This window comes from Coleofasciculus sp. G2-EDA-02 (assembly GCF_040226375.1).
In the GTDB taxonomy this organism is placed as follows: Bacteria; Cyanobacteriota; Cyanobacteriia; order Cyanobacteriales; family Coleofasciculaceae; genus Coleofasciculus.
Genome location: NZ_JAVKEW010000251.1, coordinates 20,273 through 39,136, shown reverse-complemented (window position 1 = coordinate 39,136; position 18,864 = coordinate 20,273). Strand labels below are relative to the sequence as shown.

At 47.4% G+C, this 18,864-nt stretch carries 17 protein-coding genes and 2 pseudogenes; 5 read left to right on the top strand and 14 right to left on the bottom strand.

Features of this window, described 5'->3' with window-relative positions:
* Positions 1-13: 13 nt before the first annotated feature.
* From RLO19_RS29295 to holA, 6 genes are all read right to left on the bottom strand, one after another.
* Positions 14-664: a cytosine deaminase gene (locus tag RLO19_RS29295; RefSeq protein ID WP_446361062.1), complete on the bottom strand. Its 651-nt coding sequence runs from the start codon at positions 662-664 to the stop codon at positions 14-16.
* 63 nt (positions 665-727) lie between these two features.
* Complete coding sequence (locus RLO19_RS29290) at positions 728-1,093, bottom strand: Lin0512 family protein (RefSeq protein ID WP_446361060.1); 366 nt, start codon at positions 1,091-1,093, stop codon at positions 728-730.
* Positions 1,094-1,230: 137 nt separating this feature from the next.
* The gene (gene ureE / locus RLO19_RS29285; protein WP_446361058.1) at positions 1,231-1,668 is read right to left on the bottom strand and encodes an urease accessory protein UreE; all 438 of its coding nucleotides are present in this window, start codon (positions 1,666-1,668) and stop codon (positions 1,231-1,233) included.
* A gap of 26 nt (positions 1,669-1,694) precedes the next feature.
* On the bottom strand, positions 1,695-2,165 hold the full coding sequence (locus RLO19_RS29280; RefSeq protein WP_446361056.1) for a DUF4168 domain-containing protein: 471 nt from the start codon (positions 2,163-2,165) through the stop codon (positions 1,695-1,697).
* 115 nt (positions 2,166-2,280) lie between these two features.
* Positions 2,281-2,763 (bottom strand): DUF4168 domain-containing protein, encoded by a 483-nt coding sequence (locus tag RLO19_RS29275; protein WP_446361054.1) that lies wholly within the window; start codon positions 2,761-2,763, stop codon positions 2,281-2,283.
* 224 nt (positions 2,764-2,987) lie between these two features.
* Positions 2,988-3,968: a DNA polymerase III subunit delta gene (gene holA / locus RLO19_RS29270; RefSeq protein WP_446361052.1), complete on the bottom strand. Its 981-nt coding sequence runs from the start codon at positions 3,966-3,968 to the stop codon at positions 2,988-2,990.
* 33 nt (positions 3,969-4,001) lie between these two features.
* On the opposite strand from holA, the gene RLO19_RS29265 reads away from it, so the two are divergent.
* A complete protein-coding gene (locus tag RLO19_RS29265; protein WP_446337064.1) occupies positions 4,002-4,790 on the top strand; it encodes a DUF1868 domain-containing protein in 789 nt (262 codons plus the stop codon).
* A gap of 542 nt (positions 4,791-5,332) precedes the next feature.
* Here the strand turns inward: RLO19_RS29265 and aroF are convergent.
* The 5 genes from aroF to RLO19_RS29240 all read right to left on the bottom strand — a co-directional run bounded on the left by aroF (position 5,333) and on the right by RLO19_RS29240 (position 9,140).
* On the bottom strand, positions 5,333-6,391 hold the full coding sequence (gene aroF, locus RLO19_RS29260; protein ID WP_446361050.1) for a 3-deoxy-7-phosphoheptulonate synthase: 1,059 nt from the start codon (positions 6,389-6,391) through the stop codon (positions 5,333-5,335).
* A gap of 133 nt (positions 6,392-6,524) precedes the next feature.
* A complete protein-coding gene (locus tag RLO19_RS29255) occupies positions 6,525-7,001 on the bottom strand; it encodes a photosystem II biosynthesis protein (protein ID WP_446361048.1) in 477 nt (158 codons plus the stop codon).
* A 16-nt stretch (positions 7,002-7,017) separates the two neighbouring features.
* Positions 7,018-7,287 carry a 30S ribosomal protein S15 gene (gene rpsO, locus RLO19_RS29250; RefSeq protein ID WP_446361046.1) on the bottom strand — a complete coding sequence of 90 codons (270 nt, stop codon included), beginning with the start codon at positions 7,285-7,287 and terminating at the stop codon, positions 7,018-7,020.
* A gap of 92 nt (positions 7,288-7,379) precedes the next feature.
* Positions 7,380-7,814 (bottom strand): Holliday junction resolvase RuvX, encoded by a 435-nt coding sequence (gene ruvX / locus RLO19_RS29245; protein ID WP_446361098.1) that lies wholly within the window; start codon positions 7,812-7,814, stop codon positions 7,380-7,382.
* Positions 7,815-7,895: 81 nt separating this feature from the next.
* Positions 7,896-9,140 (bottom strand): GNAT family N-acetyltransferase, encoded by a 1,245-nt coding sequence (locus RLO19_RS29240; protein ID WP_446361044.1) that lies wholly within the window; start codon positions 9,138-9,140, stop codon positions 7,896-7,898.
* A 378-nt stretch (positions 9,141-9,518) separates the two neighbouring features.
* On the opposite strand from RLO19_RS29240, the gene cruF reads away from it, so the two are divergent.
* Positions 9,519-10,457 (top strand): gamma-carotene 1'-hydroxylase CruF, encoded by a 939-nt coding sequence (gene cruF / locus RLO19_RS29235; protein WP_446361042.1) that lies wholly within the window; start codon positions 9,519-9,521, stop codon positions 10,455-10,457.
* 43 nt (positions 10,458-10,500) lie between these two features.
* Complete coding sequence (gene cruG, locus RLO19_RS29230) at positions 10,501-11,673, top strand: 2'-O-glycosyltransferase CruG (RefSeq protein WP_446361040.1); 1,173 nt, start codon at positions 10,501-10,503, stop codon at positions 11,671-11,673.
* Positions 11,674-11,881: 208 nt separating this feature from the next.
* Here cruG and rnhA read toward each other — a convergent pair whose 3' ends face one another.
* The gene (gene rnhA, locus RLO19_RS29225; RefSeq protein WP_446361038.1) at positions 11,882-12,781 is read right to left on the bottom strand and encodes a ribonuclease HI; all 900 of its coding nucleotides are present in this window, start codon (positions 12,779-12,781) and stop codon (positions 11,882-11,884) included.
* A 192-nt stretch (positions 12,782-12,973) separates the two neighbouring features.
* Positions 12,974-14,300: pseudogene (locus RLO19_RS29220) on the bottom strand (RNA-guided endonuclease InsQ/TnpB family protein).
* A 67-nt stretch (positions 14,301-14,367) separates the two neighbouring features.
* On the opposite strand from RLO19_RS29220, the pseudogene tnpA reads away from it, so the two are divergent.
* Positions 14,368-14,772, top strand: a pseudogene (gene tnpA / locus RLO19_RS29215) (IS200/IS605 family transposase).
* A gap of 269 nt (positions 14,773-15,041) precedes the next feature.
* Positions 15,042-17,171 carry a DNA polymerase III subunit gamma/tau gene (locus RLO19_RS29210; protein WP_446361036.1) on the top strand — a complete coding sequence of 710 codons (2,130 nt, stop codon included), beginning with the start codon at positions 15,042-15,044 and terminating at the stop codon, positions 17,169-17,171.
* 160 nt (positions 17,172-17,331) lie between these two features.
* Here RLO19_RS29210 and RLO19_RS29205 read toward each other — a convergent pair whose 3' ends face one another.
* Positions 17,332-18,750, bottom strand: a complete 1,419-nt coding sequence (locus RLO19_RS29205) for a glycosyltransferase (protein WP_446361034.1) — start codon at positions 18,748-18,750, stop codon at positions 17,332-17,334.
* Positions 18,751-18,864 lie beyond the last annotated feature (114 nt).

The following is an 18,864-nucleotide window of genomic DNA, read 5'->3' as shown; positions in this document are numbered from 1 at the left end:
AGTTAGAGTAGGGCTATTTCCAATCGACAAACTGGGCATAGAGATAGGCGATCACTTCCCCAATTACGGTTCGTACCCCTTCGCTAGAGTGCCACCACTGTTTAGGATCATACTCTTGAGGTTCAGCCGCAATCACACCGACTCGGATTTCTGGTTCTAATACGGCTTTAAATATAATCCAGCTTCGACGGGCATGAGGTCCTAAGGAATAAAGATTTATCGATTTTATGTCTAATTCGGACGTCGATAACCAATCCCGTAGGGCGATGGCGCTTGCTTGAGTTCGATGTTTAATCACCTTGGGGGCGGGAACAGCTACCAGTTGTTCTGGGTTAAACCCCAAAACGATAAATGTGGCGGCGGTGAGTTCGGCAAAATTCTTGTATTGGGCTAAATAATATCCCTTCGAGACGGGTAAACCCGTGGTAATCAGGTGATTATAAGACCCGCGCTGGAAGAGTGCGATCGCGTCCTTAATTGCATAATCTGGTATCCAGCCTTCCACCACTATGACATCAGCCGCCACGGGAGAGTTAACCGCTAGGAATGGGTAGATAGTGCTGAGAGTGAATACCATTAAAGCAATTATACAAATAAGTGTAACTATCCATCCCTGAATAGTCAGAGTCCATTGCCTTTTGCGATGGATTAAACGGATTTTCACTTTAGCGGTTAACCTGTTAAACTGTAATTTTTTTATTCTCTAATTTTAATCAGGTTAACTCAGCTATTCAGTTTCCACGAAAACGGTAACGGCTGCAACAGCAATTAGCATTTCGTCATTTTTATCATTGAGTTCAGGAATGGCTCGACCTTGAACTACCATTCCACCCGATTGTACGGTGAGTGATTTGCGACCAAAGGGTAACATGGCGAGAACCTCTTCCTGTCGCACTTGTTCCGGGTAAGGTACAGCGACTTGCACTTCCACAATCATTTGATTGGGATCGCTCAAACCCGCAACTTCCCAGACACCGGGTAAAGCGTTGTGCGCGATCGCGTTCCGCACAGCCCTAGATGCAGCGACAGTGGGTTCCTGTCCATGTTGATCTACCCCCATACCCATTTCAATAATCAAACGTTTACGAGTCATATTACTTTATTTATTACCTCAACGTTGAGCCGCGATCGCACTGGTGCAGCTTAGTCGTAATAACCCAGCCGTTACCAAACAGCCGATCCTCTAAATCTTACAGCCTTGGTGCCTTCTACCTTAGAAGAAAACTCCCTTCACCCATGATGGTGATACGCGCCAATTTCGGGTTGAAAGGGGACAATTTCTGGCTTCACCTCCACGCCTAACTGATTGAGCATCGCCTGTAAAACGGGGTCAGGTGATAAGCGTAAATAGTGGGGAGTGAGTTCTAAGGGGACATGGCGATTACCCAGATGATAAGCGGCTCGCAGTAAACTCAGAGGATTGGAGGAAGTAATTGTTAAAACAGGTTCGGGTTTCGCCGCAATCTGAACCACCACCTCACCTGCCTGTGATTGGAGTAAATCCCCATCGTTGAGGATAGTCCCTCTCGGTAAACGCAGATACAAACCTTGACCCTCTGGGGTTTCAAAGCGGTAGCGCGTCCGGGTGCGTTCCTCTGCGGTGAGGGAAAGTGTAAAATTAACGGAGATTTCTGTTGCTGAGTTCAATCGTTGCGTCAACATCAGCATAAATCGCCCAACTTGTCAAGCTAAAGTTACCGTTGCAGGCGAATCAGTTCATTCTGAATTTGCCGTTGTAAATCAGGGTCTAATTGGGCAGTATAAGTCATGGCGTTAAATTGAGCCATGCTGAATCCCTGACTTTCGCCAAGTTCTTTGGCTGTGTTGCAGTAGTTGACGGCAATTCCTTGAACATCAGAAGGGAGCTCTTTGAGGGAATCGGGTTGGGTACAGGTAATACTAGGAATCTGCTCTTGATTCATCTGTTGTTGAATTTCGCTGAAGGCAGTCTGACGGCTACCTTCTATCGCCAGAAGCGCCTTGGCGTAATTTTTGATGTCCTCTTCAGTGATGGTTTCGGCTGGCAATGGGGAGATAGAGGGAGTAGCCTCTGGATTGGAGTTAGATGCACATCCAGAGAGGATGATGGCGAGTGCGGCGATACAACTCGTCCAGGGAATCCTATAGGTTTGCGATCGCGCCTGTATGGGCATGGAATCCGGCAAAATAGCTCTATCTTGACAGGTTTTTACCGTTTGGAACTCAATAAAACTCAGGGTTCGATGTTTTATGTAGAGAGTTCCTTACCGAGCCTTATTATACCACAAGAGTGGTTGATCGTTACCTGGATTTTTGCTGCCTTTGTAATGCATCTTGAATCCGTTGTCGTAAATTACCATCTTTTTCCGCCAGACGTGTAATTTGGTTGAATCGAGAGGGGGTTAAATAATTGTTGACCAACGCCGAAGCTTGGTTACAATAATTGTTGGCAATTGCTCGCGCCTCCTGAGACGGCAGTTGATTGATGGTTTCTGATCGATGACACTGGATATCGGGAATGTTGCCATTTACGATTTTTTTAATTTCGTTATAGGCAACTTGACGTAGGGGTTCCATCGCTAAAACCGCTCGAGCGTAGTTGTTGATATCATCCTCTGGAACGGCTTGTTGAGCATAGACAGCACGGTTGAAGTCCAAGGTTAGGGACTCTCGGGAAAGTTCGGGGATGAACCCAGACAGTAAACCCAAGGTGGTTAGTGCCGTTACAATCAGTGGACGAGAGAAACGAGTCAAATGAGGGTGATTACAGTAGAACGTAATCATAACGATCGCAAATAATTAAAAGTACACAACAAAACCCACTGTGGGCTTGTTTTTCCTGAACTATTTTAGGGGATAGAAGTTCCGCTATTTAGAGATAAGGGGGTAGCGGAGCTGGGGAAGCTGGGGGAGCTGGGGGAGCTGGGGGAGCTGGGGAAGTTAACTCAAAACTCTAACCTATTCCCTATGCCCTATTCCCTATTCCCTGACGAATGACGAATGACAAATCAACAGCAAATTTGGCACAGTTTGATCACTTGGGTTTGCAGGGTGGAGAGTTCATCAGCACCGCGTTTGAGGCTAACATCTAACTCTAGCAGGACTCGTAAAGTTGCGATTAACTGATCTAGACTAAGGTGCTGCACCTCTTTTTTCAGGAAGTAAATACGCTTGGGGTTACCGACTTCGGCGGCGGTAGCAATGACTTTTATATCCTTTTCCCCTTGAGTGATCATTAGCTTAACCCATAACCAGGTGCGAAACTGTCCCACGAGGGTGGCGACGATTCTTAATGGGTGTTCGTTGTTGTTGATTAAGTCAGCAATGAGTCCCAAGGCTTTGGTGGTATCGCCTTTGAGAATACTCTCGGCTAATTGTAGGCTATTGTGAGTTGTGGTGGTGACTAATGCCGCAACAGCGCGTTCATCTAAGCTAGTTGTCCCATCGCCAGCGTAAAGGCGTAACTTGTCCAATTCGTTGGCAAGTTGACGGGTATTGTTACCCACCGCATCGGCGAGGAGTTCAGCCGCTAGGGGAGTGAGTTTAACGCCAGTGGTTTGGGCGTAGGATTTAACCTGTTGGACTAATTCCTCGGTTTTCCAGGGGGGGATTAGGGGAAATTCGCGGATTTGGGCGTGTTCTTGTAGCAGCTTGGTGGACTTGAGTCGTTTATCGGGTCGATGATGAGTGGTGAGCAGTAATATAGATTCTGGCGGAATAGCGGGGAGAGTGCGTCCGAGTTCAGCGAGGACGCTGTCGGAACAGTTCTGGCAAACGGTGGTATCGACTAACCAGACTAATCGTCCTCCCATTCCAAATGGGGGAGTCATCGCCTGATTGAGTCCCTGAATGAGGGCGTCGGGTTGGTCTGGGGGAATTTTATCATAGTTAAAACTGAGCCAGTTAGGGTCGAGGAAGGACTGGCGTAGTTCGTTTACGGCTTGATTCAGGGCAAAGTCATTATCTCCCCAATAAAGATAAATTGGCATAAGGACGTTTAGCGCATTCGGAGGAAATTCAACATGGATGATACCTATCCAACCTATATCAATCGGGTGGCGAGGATGACTGTATCTGATAGTTATCACTCTCAGTTACCCAATATCCAGGAGTCACCTAAGTTTGAGCGTCTGGCTGATGGCACAACCAAGGCGGTTAATTTTCCAGGATACACGGTGATGACGCCACCATGGGAGGATGAGTCAGAGAATGAGGGGTTTTATAGCAGTTTGCAGGAGTTACAACGGATATTAGAGAAGGAATTTAAATCGAGTTTAATGCTATCGCTTCCGCCTGAGAGTTTTCATTTAACCCTGGCGGATTTAATTTGGGAGAATAGTTATCGGGATACGGTGCAGGATAATCCGGAGTTTGATCAGCAACTTCAGGAACGAATTGGGGAGAGTTTTGAGCAATATAAGGGGTTGTATAGGAATCCCTATCCTATATGCTGGCAGTTTTTCGGCGTGATTGTCATGCCCCGTGCGATTGGGGTTTGTTTGGTGCCAAAAGATGAGGAGTCTTACAAACGAGTGGTTGAGTTCCGGCGCTGTCTTTATCAAAATCCGGGATTGATTGGTTTGGGTGTTGAGCAGCAGTACCATTTTACGGCGCATATTACCCTAGGATACTTCGGGGAAATTCCAGCGCAGCTTGAGCGCGATCGCATCAGTAGTATGTTATCGGATTTGAATGAGCAATGGTTAGCTAAGGATGTTAATTCGTTTTGGGTTAAGCGGGCTCAATTGCGGAAGTTTGATAATATGACCCATTTTTATCGCGAATCGGATTTTCCGGTGGTTGAGTTTTGAGTGTCAGGATGAGATGATAGCAAAGCCTAAAAGTTATGTGATTCCTAGACTTCAGTTTTAGTGTTTTGTCGTTGTTCACTGCTATAATCATTGTATGGGTAACTTGATTGTACGCACAGATCGGTGGCTATTAGCCCCGACACCCGAACAAGTGAAGCACAAGCGAGCGAACTGAGAAGATGTCTCGTTCTTATGCTCGTGCCTTGATTGGTGTAGTCTGGCTCTCCCGTACATGGTGTGATAAATTTTACTTATGTGTGTGGAGATTGGCTTGATTTGAGGAAAACCTAGCTTTTAAGCTGGATTAGTTGGGTTTCCTTTGTCAACCCAACCTACAAGCATGACACCGTGAGACCTTAGCTTCATTCATAAGACTTTATTATCACTCTAAGTACGGGAGAGCCGAATACCGGGTCTACTCTGTCATTTATGGAGCTAGACGCCACGCTTCTATTCGTAAGAATGAAGCGTGGAGTATTCACTCAAAGAACAAGGGCACGGTATTGCCGTGCCCCTAGGATATCACTGATGTGTTTGAACACTTATACCATCGCCATCGCGGGTTCGTGCCAACGCCCAACGGCTTTACCAATCACCGCCATTTCTGTGACTAAGCTATCAAAGCTATCCGGTGTCAGGGATTGGGGTCCATCGGATAATGCTTTGGCTGGATTGGGATGAACTTCAATCATTAACGAATCTGCACCGGCTGCGATTGCGGCTTTTGCCATCGTTGGCACATACTCAAACCAACCCGTACCGTGACTGGGGTCAATCATAATCGGCAAATGGGTGAGCGATCGCAAAACAGGTAACACTGATAAATCTAGGGTATTGCGGGCATATTTCCGGTCGAATCCTCGTATTCCCCGTTCACACAGAATCACATTAGGATTCCCAGCCGCTAAAACATACTCCGCCGCCATTAACCATTCATCAATGGTTGCCGACATTCCCCGCTTCAACAACACCGGTTTATCCTGGGCTCCTACTTTTTTCAACAGGGAGAAATTCTGCATATTGCGGGCACCGACTTGCACCACATCGGCGACTTCGGAAATTTTATCCACATCCGCTGTATCCATGACTTCGGTAATAATCCCCAAACCCGAAGCCTCCCGCGCAGCAGCGAGTAACTCTAAAGCACTTTCTCCATGTCCTTGGAATGAATAGGGTGAAGTCCGGGGTTTATAGGCACCCCCCCGCAAAAATCGAGCGCCCGCCGCTTTTACCCGACGTGCTGTCTCGACAATCATCTCTTCGTTTTCTACCGAACAAGGACCTGCGACCAGCACCACCGGATGATTCTCGCCAAAGGTAACGGGTCCATCGGGTGTTGATACCACAACTTCGCCCGCTTCCCCATTGCGATACTCACGGCTTGCCCGTTTAAAGGGTTTCTCAACCCGCAGGACTTCTTCTATCCAGGGGCTAATTTCCTGAATTTGCAGGGGGTCTAAAGCCGCCGTTTCACCAACTAAACCGATAACAACCTTGTGTTTCCCAACAATCGGTTCCGGAGTCAGACCCTGTTCGCTGAGTTCTTGACTAATGCGCTCGATTTCGGCTTCTGGAGAGCCGACTTTCATGACTACAATCATAAGTTTTAAGGTTTAAGTTTTCAATTGGGGAAGTTTTAAGTTTTGAGTTTTGAGTTAACTCCCTCATCTTCCTTCCCCTGTCCCTGGAATTTTTCTACTCCCGCGAGCCCTGGCAATCTTACCGAAAGCTGAGCTAACTTTTTTTAGCCTCTCTCGCCTCACGCCATGCTGATGTGAGTCGTCCTAGGTTGGTTGTGAATTCCTGCCAACCTAGTAGTGTTCCGGGGATTTCTTCTTCCCAAGATGCGGAAAGGACGCCATAGCTCAAGCCCAACACCCCTAAGCCAAAAAAGCCCATACTTACCAGAACCACAGCGACATTGGGTAATTTGATCTCCAGGTTAACCACCACAAGATAGCTGACCACAAATGAGAGAATCCCCAACGCTGTCGGAATACCGCACAGTAACGCCATGCGGCGTACCATACGCTTGCTCACCTGATCAGGGATAGCCATCGACTCAGAACTGGAAGTCCTGGGTTTATCGGGTTTCGCTTTTGGTTTCGCCTCCGCTTTACTGGCTACAGGTTTTGCCTGTGGTTTCGACTTTTTTTTGCGCTTCTGGCTTGGCTCAAAGGGTAAAGGGTTGCGGGAGGGTTGATCAGACATAAGCTTTAATTGGTGTCTAGCCGCGAATACCTAAGCGCTTAATCAAGGCTTGGTAATGTTCAGGATCGCTTTGACGAACATAACTGAGTAAGCGCTTGCGCTGACCAATCATCTTTAATAATCCCCGACGGGAGGCATGATCCTTTTTATTTGCTTGTAGATGTGTACTCAAACGACTAATGCGATCGCTGAGCATGGCAATTTGCACATCTGCCGAACCCGTGTCGGTTTCATGAGTTTGATAGCTCTCAATAATTTCTTGTTTGCGTTCTTGGGTTAAAGCCATGGATAAACGTTCGTTGGTATAATCCAGCAGTTTTTCATCTTATCACTTTTCCGGGTTCATGGTACTCGCTTCTCGATCAGCAAGCTACATGTTCATGGTTCACGGCTTGAGCGACGAGTATCCAGCCACTGTTGGAGTATGATTGCTGCGGCTTTGCGGTCAATCAGAGCTTTATGGCGAGAGGGCGCAAGCTTCTCGGCGTGAAGTAACTGTTCTGCTTCAACGGAGGTTAACCGCTCATCCACATATTCTACGGGTAATTGTAGGGCAGCACTCAAGCGACGAGCATACTTTTGCACCTGTCGCGCCTGAAATCCCAGAGTTCCGTTCATTGAATAGGGTAGCCCAACCACTAGAACCTGAACCTCGCGTTGTTCTACGAGTTCTCCCAACTGTGATACATCCTGCTCAAAGGATGTTCGCTTGATTGTGGTTAAACCTGTAGCAATTAAACCGGTGCCATCGCATCCGGCGACACCAATTCGCTTACTACCAACATCTAAGCCTAAGGCTGAGATTTTCTGCATCATTGTGAAACCCACCCCGACACAAGCGCCATACCCTCTTTCCAAAGGGTGAAAACGCAAAACGCAAAACTCAAAACGCTCCTAGTCAGCATCTATAGAATCGGCTGGAGGTTGAATATCCTTCTCCTTCGACTTCTGTTTTGACGAGGGATTGGTTCCATTGGTCTTAGAAGCCGCGTTAGGTTGTTTGGAGAGGGATTCCCACCAGGAGATACGGCTGGGGATAGGAGTACGGGCTGGCTGGAGTCCCTGAAGCACTTCTGATAACTGTAACGCCTCTAATTTCTTTGCTTCCCGGAGTTTATGCCAGACTGAGCGAGACATGAGCAGAGTATGCTCGATTCTCTGAGCTTCTAACTGTTCCAGGTAGTCTTCTCGTTCCGGTTGATAGTCGGCTGAAGCTAGATGCAATGACTGGGCAGGATATTGTTGGCTAATCCGTGCCATTTGTGAGAATAACTCTGGATACAGGCAAGTGTAGGCAGGGTGAACGGTGAGCTGGGCTTCGTGGGCTCGACTCCCATCTCGGCAAAGGGTGAGTTGAAAATAACCAATAGCCGCTTTCCGCTGGGATTCAAACACATAAGCGTTGATTACTTCAGTGCGATTGAACCACTGCTGGAGTGTCGAGACTAGCGATCGCATAAACCCTGTTTTAAAATCTTCGATATGGCGGTCAAAAACTTGACGCACTAACGGAGGCATGGACGCTGTATCTAGCTGATACAATAGTTGGGCATCAGCATTGCTCACGGGGAGCAAGTTGGGTAAATCGGGTTCGCGATCGGCTAGTTTAGTTAGAGTGGTATCATTTATTGCCCAATATGTCAATTGCGCTAGGGGTTGAAATCCGTTGTGCCGATACAGTGCCAGGGTATCTTTATTATGGATATTGACTTCTAGTAACCAGGTGCGGGCTTCCCAGATGGTCTCGAAGCAATGGCGCAAGAGTGCTGAGCCCGTTTCGAGTTTGGCAGGTTTATTACTGGTTCGAGAAGAGTGATCAGGAGTAACTAACACCTGTTCCACACGCCAAGTACTGCGAGTCCGATTAAAGGGCGAGACTTTAATTAATCCCCGCAACCGCTGAAATTGTTCAGCCACATAGAAACAAAAATCATACTGGCAAGGATTCGGGAACCAATTCAAAAGCATCAGCAACCCATACCAGCGTCGAACCTGCTGAAGTTTGCGAATGAAGGTTAACGAACAGCTATTACACTCTTGCTCCGTTGCTTGAGTAGTAAGCTGCTCAATTCTCTCCAAATCGCCGTATTGAATTGGACGAATGACAGTTTTCGCGTTTTCCGGAACAGGTGAAGTCATTTTGAGTAAAGATGCTAGGAAGCCAACAGCAGACAAGAGCAACTTTTTTGCCCTGTAACAAACAGTGACAAGATTAAGGTTACTGCCCTGCCAATATATTAACGATTTTCCCGCCCTGTTCATGGGGACAAGGGAACGGGGACAAGGGAACGGGGAACGGGGAACGGGGAATGGGGAAATTTTCCCATCACCCCCTCACCCCCTCACCCTGATCATTCACACGGGGGTACTAGGGACTTTTTTCGTAAACATTTGTAAACTATTAATCATTGCTGCTTGTATACCCGCAAACCACTATTGCCTTGCTGCATGTGAATCGGAATGCTGTGTCTTGCCGCTAAGACAAGTTGGGGGTTTTCACCATTTTAGGAGTTTCTCATGAAGCAACTGATCAAAATTGAGCGCTTTTTGTTGATAGGTCATATTGGGGCTATGGCATTTGGACTGGCAGGTTTACTGCTGGTTTTGCCTCACCCGGAATGGATTCTCAGCTTACCACCACAGGGAAAAACCTTTTTTCAATGGTCAATGGCTGGGGGTGGAGTGGTCTATATTATTTTGGGGGCACTAGCTGTCGCGATTTATGCCTACCGAACTCTGGGACTGTGGCAATGGTTAACGTTCATGGTGCCGGCTATAGTCATTTCCTTGGCAAGTGAACTCCTGGGAACGAGTACAGGTTTCCCATTTGGACACTATGGTTACTTAAATGGCTTAGGCTATAAAATCGCCGATCTTGTCCCGTTTACGATTCCCTTATCCTGGTTTTATTTAGGATTGGTGTCTTATCTATTGGCTCGTGTGGGGTTAGAGGCTAGAGTAGCGACAAACAAGTCAGTCAGTTGGTTGCGTCACTTCGGTGCGATCGCGATTGGTGCTGTCTTACTCACCTCTTGGGACTTCGTGCTTGACCCCGCGATGAGCCAAGCCACTGTCCCCTTCTGGTTATGGGAGCAACCGGGTGCCTTTTTTGGCATGCCGTATCAGAATTTTGCTGGCTGGTTGGGAACAGGTGCTGTATTTATGACGGTCGCGACTCTATTTTGGCAGAAAACGCCAATGGCATTGTCTAGAAGCCAATTGGGATTACCCTTAGCCGTTTATCTGAGCAACTTTGTCTTTGCGGCTGTGATGAGTATCGGTGCCCAAATATGGTTACCTATCGGCTTAGGTATTCTGTTGGGTGTTGTTCCCGCCGTGGTATTGTGGCGGATGGCAACGGCTGCACCGACACCGAATACCGTTGAACAAGCACTACGCGATCGCACTCCAGAGGCGAAAGTGCCTGTAGCATCTATGGGAGCTTCACCTAAGTAATCAGGCTCCCCCTAACCCTCCACACCTCTGCCCATCTGCTTAAATGATATTTGCCCTCATCCTATTACTGAGCCAGATCCCCGCTACTTTAATCCTGCTCTCACGCCTGCTCAAAGGTCCAGGGCGTCGTCCTCCCGTAGAAGCCAAGCTCCCTACCCCCGATCAGTTGGGGGCGGTGAGTGTGGTGGTGCCTACACTCAATGAACGAGAACGCCTTAATCCTTGTCTAATAGGCTTAAGTCAACAGAGTTACGAAGTACGCGAAATTATTGTGGTGGATTCTCACTCCACCGATGGCACACCGGAGTTAGTCAAAGATGCCCAAATCAAAGATCCGCGATTTCGGCTGATGACCGATGACCCATTGCCACCGGATTGGGTAGGACGTCCTTGGGCATTACATCAGGGCTATTTGCACAGTTGTCCCGATAGTCAGTGGATTTTGGGTATAGATGCGGATACCCAACCCCAACCTGGATTAGTGGCGGGGTTAATTCATATCGCTGAAACCTTAGGGTTTGACCTGGTGTCTCTATCACCGCGATTTATTCTCCAGTATCCGGGGGAATGGTGGCTACAACCGGCGCTGCTGATGACGTTGGTCTATCGATTTGGTCCAACAGGTATCACTAGCAATCCCGCCGAACGGGTGATGGCAAATGGGCAGTGTTTTTTATGTCGCCGACAGGTTTTAACTCAACTCGATGGTTATAGCAGCGCCAAGGGTTCATTTTGTGATGATGTGACCCTAGCGCGATATGCCGCCAAACAGGGATTTAAGGTGGGGTTTTTGGATGGTGCTAACGTGCTCAAAGTTCGTATGTATGAGGGCGCTTGGGCTACCTGGCGGGAGTGGGGGCGATCGCTCGATTTAAAGGATGCTTCTACTCCGGGTCAACTCTGGAGTGATGTATGGCTGCTGCTGAGTACTCAGGCGTTGCCTCTACCTGCCTGTTTAGTGGCTTTAGTGAGTTTGAGCCTGGGCATATCTTCACCCGTCCTCATGAGTGTCCTAGGGTTAAATCTAGGGTTACTGGTAATGCGCTGGGCATTAGTTGGCGCGATCGCTCGTTCTTATGATTTCACTCCATCCTCATCCCCCGCATCTTGGCTATTCTGGCTTTCTCCTTTGGCTGACCCCTTAGCCGTGCTGCGGATTTTCCTGTCCGCTAGGCAAAGACCAAAACAGTGGCGGGGGCGGATTTATGGGAGTTAGGAATGGGAAGATGGATTGACGTACTCCCCCATCTGAAGAAGGGGGATTCTTAAAGGATGTTACGAGGCGGACTGAAGTCGCGCCTCTCTACCCTTGTTCTTGCTTCTCGAACTCTTAACTAGACGGTTTCCCGTCCCCGTCAGACCGTCTCCACAAGCATTTTCTTTAATGTCCAAGAAGTGAAGGTCAAAACGTCCCCAATCCCTAACTACTCTTCATCTCCAGATCTAACTTGGTCTACCCGTTCTAACTGCCAGAGAATCTGATTGCCTTCACGCCGCACTCGCGAGACAATCCAGTTGCGCCAGGGCCAATGATCTCCCCGACTGGTGACTGCACTGGCATTGATATCCATTAAATCGGCTAGTTCGGAACTACTAATTAGATAGCCTTCACTAGCGATTTCATCAGCAATGCGTAGGGTTTCGATTAAGTTTCCCAGTTGAGCAACTCTAACTTCGCGGGGTAACTCGTCATTGGAAGTGTTTGGTGAATCCGGTACATCTATCATCGGTTTTTCAGAGGTAGGAAGGACCTGTGGTACATCTTTGTAAACTACCTCAAAAGTGGTCTTTTCATCTGATACCCCTGTTACGGGTGTCTTCCGCGTGGGGGTGCTGGAATTACCAAAGTCCGACAGTTGTGTTAATCTTGGAGATTTACCGTGGGCAAAAGCATTAGCAATTTGATCACAACGCTCATTGCCTTGATTACCACTGTGTCCCCGTACATGTTGCCAAGTGACGAGGGAAGAATTGACCGCATCCAGTTTTTCCCATAAATCTTGATTTAAAACGGCTTTTCCCTGAGAGGTTTTCCAGCCTTTGTTTTTCCAGCCCTTAATCCATTTAGTAATGCCGTTCTTGACGTATTCACTATCCGTGTAGAGGGTAATCGGGTGAGTGTTTCCCGATCTCTGAAGCAGCATCAGGGCTTCAATCGCTGCCAAGAGTTCCATCCGGTTATTGGTGGTTTTTGTCGTCGCCCCCCCGATTTCATGGACAGAACCATCGGTAAAATACACAACCGTACCCCAGCCACCCGGACCTGGATTGCCAGTACAGGCTCCATCAGTATAAACACTTTTGATTTGACGAGTTACAAGCATTGTTTTGCATTATGAGTAGACTCCTAAATGGTTTTAGCAGAGTTCCTACCCCATCGGCACAACGGGTGATCAATGAGTTTTGAGTCTGTCGGGGCGGGTTTTACTGATAACGTTCCCGATAAAGCCACTACCTGAACTAAACCCGCCCCGACTCATCCTTCGCTTCGTTAGTCGGACTTGACACTCCCTGGTCTAAAGACACGGGGATTCTGCTGACAGAGTAGACTGCGGCAAAGCCCACAATCTCACTCTCGCTACGGTCGTCAAACACCGTCTACCCAGTCGGTTTAGGTCAATACCTAACTTTCTGGCTACTTTTCTTAAAATATTAGCACTGCCATTCAAGTCGGCATTTACAATTGAACCATCGCTACTACGATACAAACCGCGCTTTATTCGTCTTCCTGATGCTTTCCAACTGTCTGGTTTTTTACCAAACTTAGGTAGGGAGTCTCCATCTAGGTAGCTGGCTTTACTCGTGTAAGCTTCTTCTGTTACTTCTAAGCGAATGCCGTAAATCTCACACAATTGCTGCAATCGGTCTTTAAACTTACCCAAGGGCATTTGAACAAATTTTTGGTTGTTCAACCTACCCATATTGGCGTTTTCTTTAAACCCTTCGTTCCACCCCAGAACAATCGTGCTTATGCCGTATTTAAGGCAGTGATTGATAATTAAGCTTGCGGCTTTGTTGATACCATCTCTCATGCGGTGATTGCGTTTACGGGTCACTCGGTCAAGAAAGGCATCCCAGTATCCTTGCGGCTTTCCTTCCTTTGTGGTAGATACCTGCTTATTCCAGTATTGGTTAAAGGCTTTCATAGCACGGGCATCAATCAGGAAGGAGTTGCCCAAGGTGTCAACACAAGCAGCTAGATTATCGGCTGTACCCAGGTCAATTGCTAATGCTTGGTCGTCCATCCCTACGAACGTCTCCTGCTCTTGTTGTTCGTAGGAAGCTTCTAGGTAGAAGACACCGTTTTTAGGCAAAATAGTCCATTCTTTGACTTTGGTAATATCAAGGTTACTTGGAGCGGGTAGCTTGAAGCTGTCAATTCCGAACCAGCGCTTAACACTCAAGCCCAGTGAGAACTGAAGTTGACCGCCAACTAGCTTGGGCTTCTGTCCCCCTGAATTGGGATAAGCCACCTTGAACAGCTTTGACCCTTTCAGGTAGCTGGGTGGTTTGGGTTTATTCGGCAATTTTCCTTTGAGCCAAACCTGACGCAACCCTTTGTAGGATTTGAACGCTGTACTCGACACTTAGTAGTGTTTGCTGTGCTGGTGTTGAAGGTAGAGACTGGGCGATTTGACTCTTTCCTACGCTTTGCTCGTAAATCAAGTCAAACTTTCCAGTCAAGAGTTTGCTGGTCTTGAAAAATGTCTGACGGGCAAAGTACACACCCATGTTGTAGAGTTTCCCTGACTGTTCGCACAGGTACTCCAAAATGGCTTTTGTTTCTTTGTCGGGATGTAACAGCATTTGCTGTACACCCCTAGGCTTTTTGTTTTTAGCCATAATTTGGCTTGGTTGTTGCTGTCTCTATTTTCATCGACAATGGTAACAACAGTCAATCAGGAAATAAATGCGAAAAAATTCATACGAGTACAGGCACTACAACCACGCTATCGGATTGTGCGTGGTTCACCTGGTCTGGATACCTAAGCGACGAAAGAAAGTGCTACCATCCAAGATTCGTGATAGAATATTTGAGATATTCAGCGAATTAGCCACAGAAAAAGGTTGGCACATTAGAGCGCTTGAAGTCGCGCCAGCTCATATTCACTTGTTTGTTGAGATTCATCCAACAGATGCGATTTACCAAGTAGCAAAAGCCTTCAAAGGACGGAGTGCCAACTATCTCAGGAAGTAGTTTCCAGAACTCAAAAAACTCCCCTCTTTGTGGACAAATAGTTACTTCTTTTCAACCGCAGGCAACGTCAGTGCAGCAACTATTCAAAGATACATCAACGACCCTCATCATAGTTAAGAGATACAAGCGGTTAAAACCGCTGCCGTGCGTTCCTCCCCGGTCGGAAGCTTGCCCGATAAGCGAAGCGAAGGGACACGGAGTTTCCCGCAGCGGAGGAGTTTTGATGATTTTGAGTTAGGATCTCAAGTGACAATGATAGATAGTACAATTGTTCATCCTCCCCCTGCTTCCAGACGCGCCATGGCACGTCTCTACATTGCTTCCCCTGCTTCAAGAGCTTCAAGAGCTCCCCCATATCTCCCAGAACCCTTACATCCTGAAGTCGCGTGAGTTACGAACCCCTCCATCACAAATATCGTCCTCAGACGTTTGCCGATTTAGTCGGTCAAGAAGCGATCGCGCAAACTCTCACAAATGCTATTGTTCAAGAGAAAATAGCCCCAGCTTATTTGTTCTGTGGCCCCAGAGGTACGGGTAAAACCTCGTCAGCGCGGATTTTAGCTAAGTCCCTCAACTGTCTGACTACCGATAAGCCAACGCCTCAGCCTTGCGGTACCTGTGACGTTTGCCGCACAATCGCTCAAGGAACCGCCCTGGATATCACCGAAATTGACGCGGCGAGTAATACGGGTGTGGATAATATTCGCGAAATCATCGAACGCGCCCAATTTGCCCCGGTTCAATGTCGCTATAAGGTGTATGTGGTGGATGAGTGTCACATGCTTAGCAGTGCGGCGTTCAATGCATTACTCAAAACCTTAGAAGAACCGCCGAAACATGTTGTTTTTGTCTTAGCTACGACCGATCCCCAACGAGTTTTACCCACAATTATTTCTCGCTGTCAACGGTTTGATTTTCGCCGCATTCCGTTAGCGGCAATGGTCAAGCATCTTCAGGTTATTGCCACCAAAGAAACCATAAATATTACAACGGATGCAATTACCTTGGTAGCACAAGTGGCGCAAGGGGGATTGCGAGATGCCGAGAGTCTGCTGGATCAACTCAGCTTGTTAGCCGGAGAAATAACCGTTGAGTGTATCTGGGATTTAGTCGGGGCAGTACCCGAACGAGACTTGCTAGCACTGAGTCAAGCGATCGCGAGTAATGATGCTCAAGTTGTTCTCGATTGTTGCCGCAATTTAATGGATAGGGGACGAGAACCTTTAGTTGTGCTGCAAAATTTAGCCGGATTTTATCGGGATTTACTTATTGCCAAAACTGCACCCAATCGTCAAAATTTAGTGGCTGTCACACCGCCTACCTGGAAACAGTTATGCGAATTTGCTCAAACTTTGGATACTGCGGATATTTTACGCGGGCAGCAACACTTAAAAGCCAGTGAAGCACAAGTAAAAAATACAACGCAACCGCGCCTATGGCTAGAAGTCACCCTGTTAGGTTTATTACCCAACGCTCTACGGGTTGAACCCGGGGCAACTCAGACGCGATCGCACCAGCCACCGTCACAGGTTAGCCAACCCAGAACAACCCAGCCCCCAGAACCCCAGCATCGCACCACCCAACCCGCTTCCCCACCCCTAGCGGCGAGTCAAACACCAGCCGCGAAACCCATTTCCCAAATTCCTGAAACTCAACCGCCACCACGGGTAAAAGCATCGGAGTCACCTCCCCCATCTTCCAATAACGGGACAGTTTCCCCCGTTCCTGTTTCTGAACAATCTGCTGATACAGAACAAATTTGGAAACAGATTATTGAAAATTTGCGACCCACTAGTGTCAAAGAATTCTTGCGTCAGATGGGTCATTTATTGAGTTTTGATGGAACAGTGGCACAGATAGGGTTCACAACTAAACCCTTATTACAGTATGCCAAAGATAATCTGCAGAATATTCAAGCAGCATTTGAAGCTGTGTATCAAAAACCTATCAAAGTAAACTTCACAGTTATAGGGAGTAAATCGGCTAAACCAACGGCGACGAATCGGGAAGTTGTTACCCCTTCCGAGTCTAACTTGTCGTCAAATGTAGAAGACGAGACGCCTAAGGAAGATAAGAGAGATCAGGGAGATAGAGAAGATAGAGGAATGGTTATTCCTCAACCCGAACGTCATATACCCCAACCGAATCAAACTCAGTTTGATAGGGCTGAGGAAAATATGCCAATTTCCCTACCTCAATCTTCAATATCAGCACCTGTAGACGCCGGAGACTGGGATGAGGAAAAAATACAGGATGCTGTAACGACTCTAACAAAATTTTTCAGTGGGAATGTTATTACTCTAGATGACGAATTGAATATGCCGGAGTTGGAGGCGAGTTCATCTACAGAGGACACAAAGCAAATGCATTCCCTTCAATCTCAGTCACTGAATGATACGGCATCAACGGCAATTCAAGAGAAACCAACCCAGGGAAAAACGCCTAATAACTCTACTCTACCCTTTCATAGATCTGATACATTAAAATACGATGATGATGGTGATATCGCGTTTTAGTCATTTGTCAAGGGAACAGAGATAAGGGAATGATGATTGTTTAGGCGGATAAGATATCAATTAGTAGGGGCGGGTTTAGTCACATGGGGGCGCACCCGAAAAGATATTAGTGAAAGTGAGCCCCTACACAGGCGCCAGGTTCGCTGAACGAAGCGAAGGGTCAAAATTCAAAGCTTTCCTTTCCTGTTCCTTGATGCACGGTTTTAACCCATTTTAATCGCTTGGGACGCACGGACATGCGAGCCGTTGTTGCTGACATCACCACCATCCAATGCAGCATGTATAGAACACCTCGTACTGTTTGCAAGGCATTGAGAAATACAGTGCCGACTGTCAAAGGTTCATCCCGTTGAATCCGACGCAATCCCGTAAACATACCGATGAAAGATAGAGTCAGCGCTAATCCTGTAATCGGACTATACAGAGGTAAACGAGAGCGAAGCAGCGCCATTAAACAATCAGGTATCGCAGCGGTTGGCAATAGGTACTGAATAATTAAAAATGAGAATAAATCGATAGTTTTACCAAAACCCAAACGATTACTCGCAATCAGACGCCAGTAATCTAAATAACGCTGATATCCCCCTTCTGCCCAACGACTACGCTGATGCCACAGAGATAGGGCGCTAGTAACCCCTTCTTCATCCACCGCCGGGGATTCCAGGAAACGAATATTCCATCTATCTAGGTGTAGGCGTATGGTTAAATCCAGGTCATCGGTAATCGTTTGCTCATTCCAGCCGCCACAGCGTTCTAATGCCAAACGGCGCACAAACTGACCATTTCCCCGCAGTTCACCAATCCCATCAATGGCAGTCCGTTGCTGTTGGAAATAGCTATCCAGCGCCATTTCTGCCATCTGTCCTTTTGTCCAGAAATTCAGGGATACATTCGCGATTGCTTTTCGTACCTGTACCGCCCCAACTTTCGACTGATTAAAGATTGGCAGCACTCGCCGCAGCAGATCTGTGGTCACATGAGCATCGGCATCAAATACGCCAATAATTTCCCCTTTTGTCAGGGGTAATACCTGATTCAACGCTCCGGATTTACCCCCTGTCGCGTTCGCATCGCGATGAAATACATTTAACTGATCGTATTCTGCCGCGAGTTGCTCTAAGAGGATGGGGGTTTTATCGGTACTGTGATCATTAATTACCCAGAGTTCGCAGCGTTCTTTGGGGTAATCTAAATTGCACAGCATCCTCACCAGGTTCTGAATCACCGCCTCTTCATTTTTAGCCGCCACCAGTAAGGACACATAGGGAAAATCAGCCGGATTGTCTCCCTGTAGTGGTTTCGGCACTCTGAGGGGTCGCGCCACTAATACCCGTATCGCCTGAATACCTAACAGGGCGGTTAAACCAAAGACTAACCAAGAACCCCAGGATAGAAGATGCAGAGTAATTGTCCCACCCCAAATCAGGGTTAGCGCCAACGCAGCTTTGCGTCGTCGCCCTTCGAGTCCCTGAAAGAAAAAGTCACTTTCAAAATCATCTTCAGACCACTCAGACAGCAGGGAGCTAAGGGGATCAAGCTCACTGCTATGATTATTCTCTGTCCAGGAGTTCTCTGGCATAAGCTCCTTGATTTCTCCACCCACACAAATTGTATCTAATTGTATCTTAAATCGTTAATTTTTTTATACTTTGAGGAGTATGCTCTAGTATTTTAACGTTTGCTCGTTGTGAAT

Bases quoted from the DNA above. Each gene is read 5' to 3' on its own strand.
- RLO19_RS29290 (WP_446361060.1), bottom strand. From the start codon at position 1,093: ATGACTCGTAAACGTTTGATTATTGAAATGGGTATGGGGGTAGATCAA.
- ureE (WP_446361058.1), bottom strand. From the start codon at position 1,668: ATGCTGATGTTGACGCAACGATTGAACTCAGCAACAGAAATCTCCGTT.
- RLO19_RS29275 (WP_446361054.1), bottom strand. From the start codon at position 2,763: ATGATTACGTTCTACTGTAATCACCCTCATTTGACTCGTTTCTCTCGT.
- holA (WP_446361052.1), bottom strand. From the start codon at position 3,968: ATGCCAATTTATCTTTATTGGGGAGATAATGACTTTGCCCTGAATCAA.
- RLO19_RS29265 (WP_446337064.1), top strand. From the start codon at position 4,002: ATGGATGATACCTATCCAACCTATATCAATCGGGTGGCGAGGATGACT.
- aroF (WP_446361050.1), bottom strand. From the start codon at position 6,391: ATGATTGTAGTCATGAAAGTCGGCTCTCCAGAAGCCGAAATCGAGCGC.
- RLO19_RS29255 (WP_446361048.1), bottom strand. From the start codon at position 7,001: ATGTCTGATCAACCCTCCCGCAACCCTTTACCCTTTGAGCCAAGCCAG.
- rpsO (WP_446361046.1), bottom strand. From the start codon at position 7,287: ATGGCTTTAACCCAAGAACGCAAACAAGAAATTATTGAGAGCTATCAA.
- ruvX (WP_446361098.1), bottom strand. From the start codon at position 7,814: ATGCAGAAAATCTCAGCCTTAGGCTTAGATGTTGGTAGTAAGCGAATT.
- RLO19_RS29240 (WP_446361044.1), bottom strand. From the start codon at position 9,140: ATGACTTCACCTGTTCCGGAAAACGCGAAAACTGTCATTCGTCCAATT.
- cruF (WP_446361042.1), top strand. From the start codon at position 9,519: ATGAAGCAACTGATCAAAATTGAGCGCTTTTTGTTGATAGGTCATATT.
- cruG (WP_446361040.1), top strand. From the start codon at position 10,501: ATGATATTTGCCCTCATCCTATTACTGAGCCAGATCCCCGCTACTTTA.
- rnhA (WP_446361038.1), bottom strand. From the start codon at position 12,781: ATGCTTGTAACTCGTCAAATCAAAAGTGTTTATACTGATGGAGCCTGT.
- RLO19_RS29205 (WP_446361034.1), bottom strand. From the start codon at position 18,750: ATGCCAGAGAACTCCTGGACAGAGAATAATCATAGCAGTGAGCTTGAT.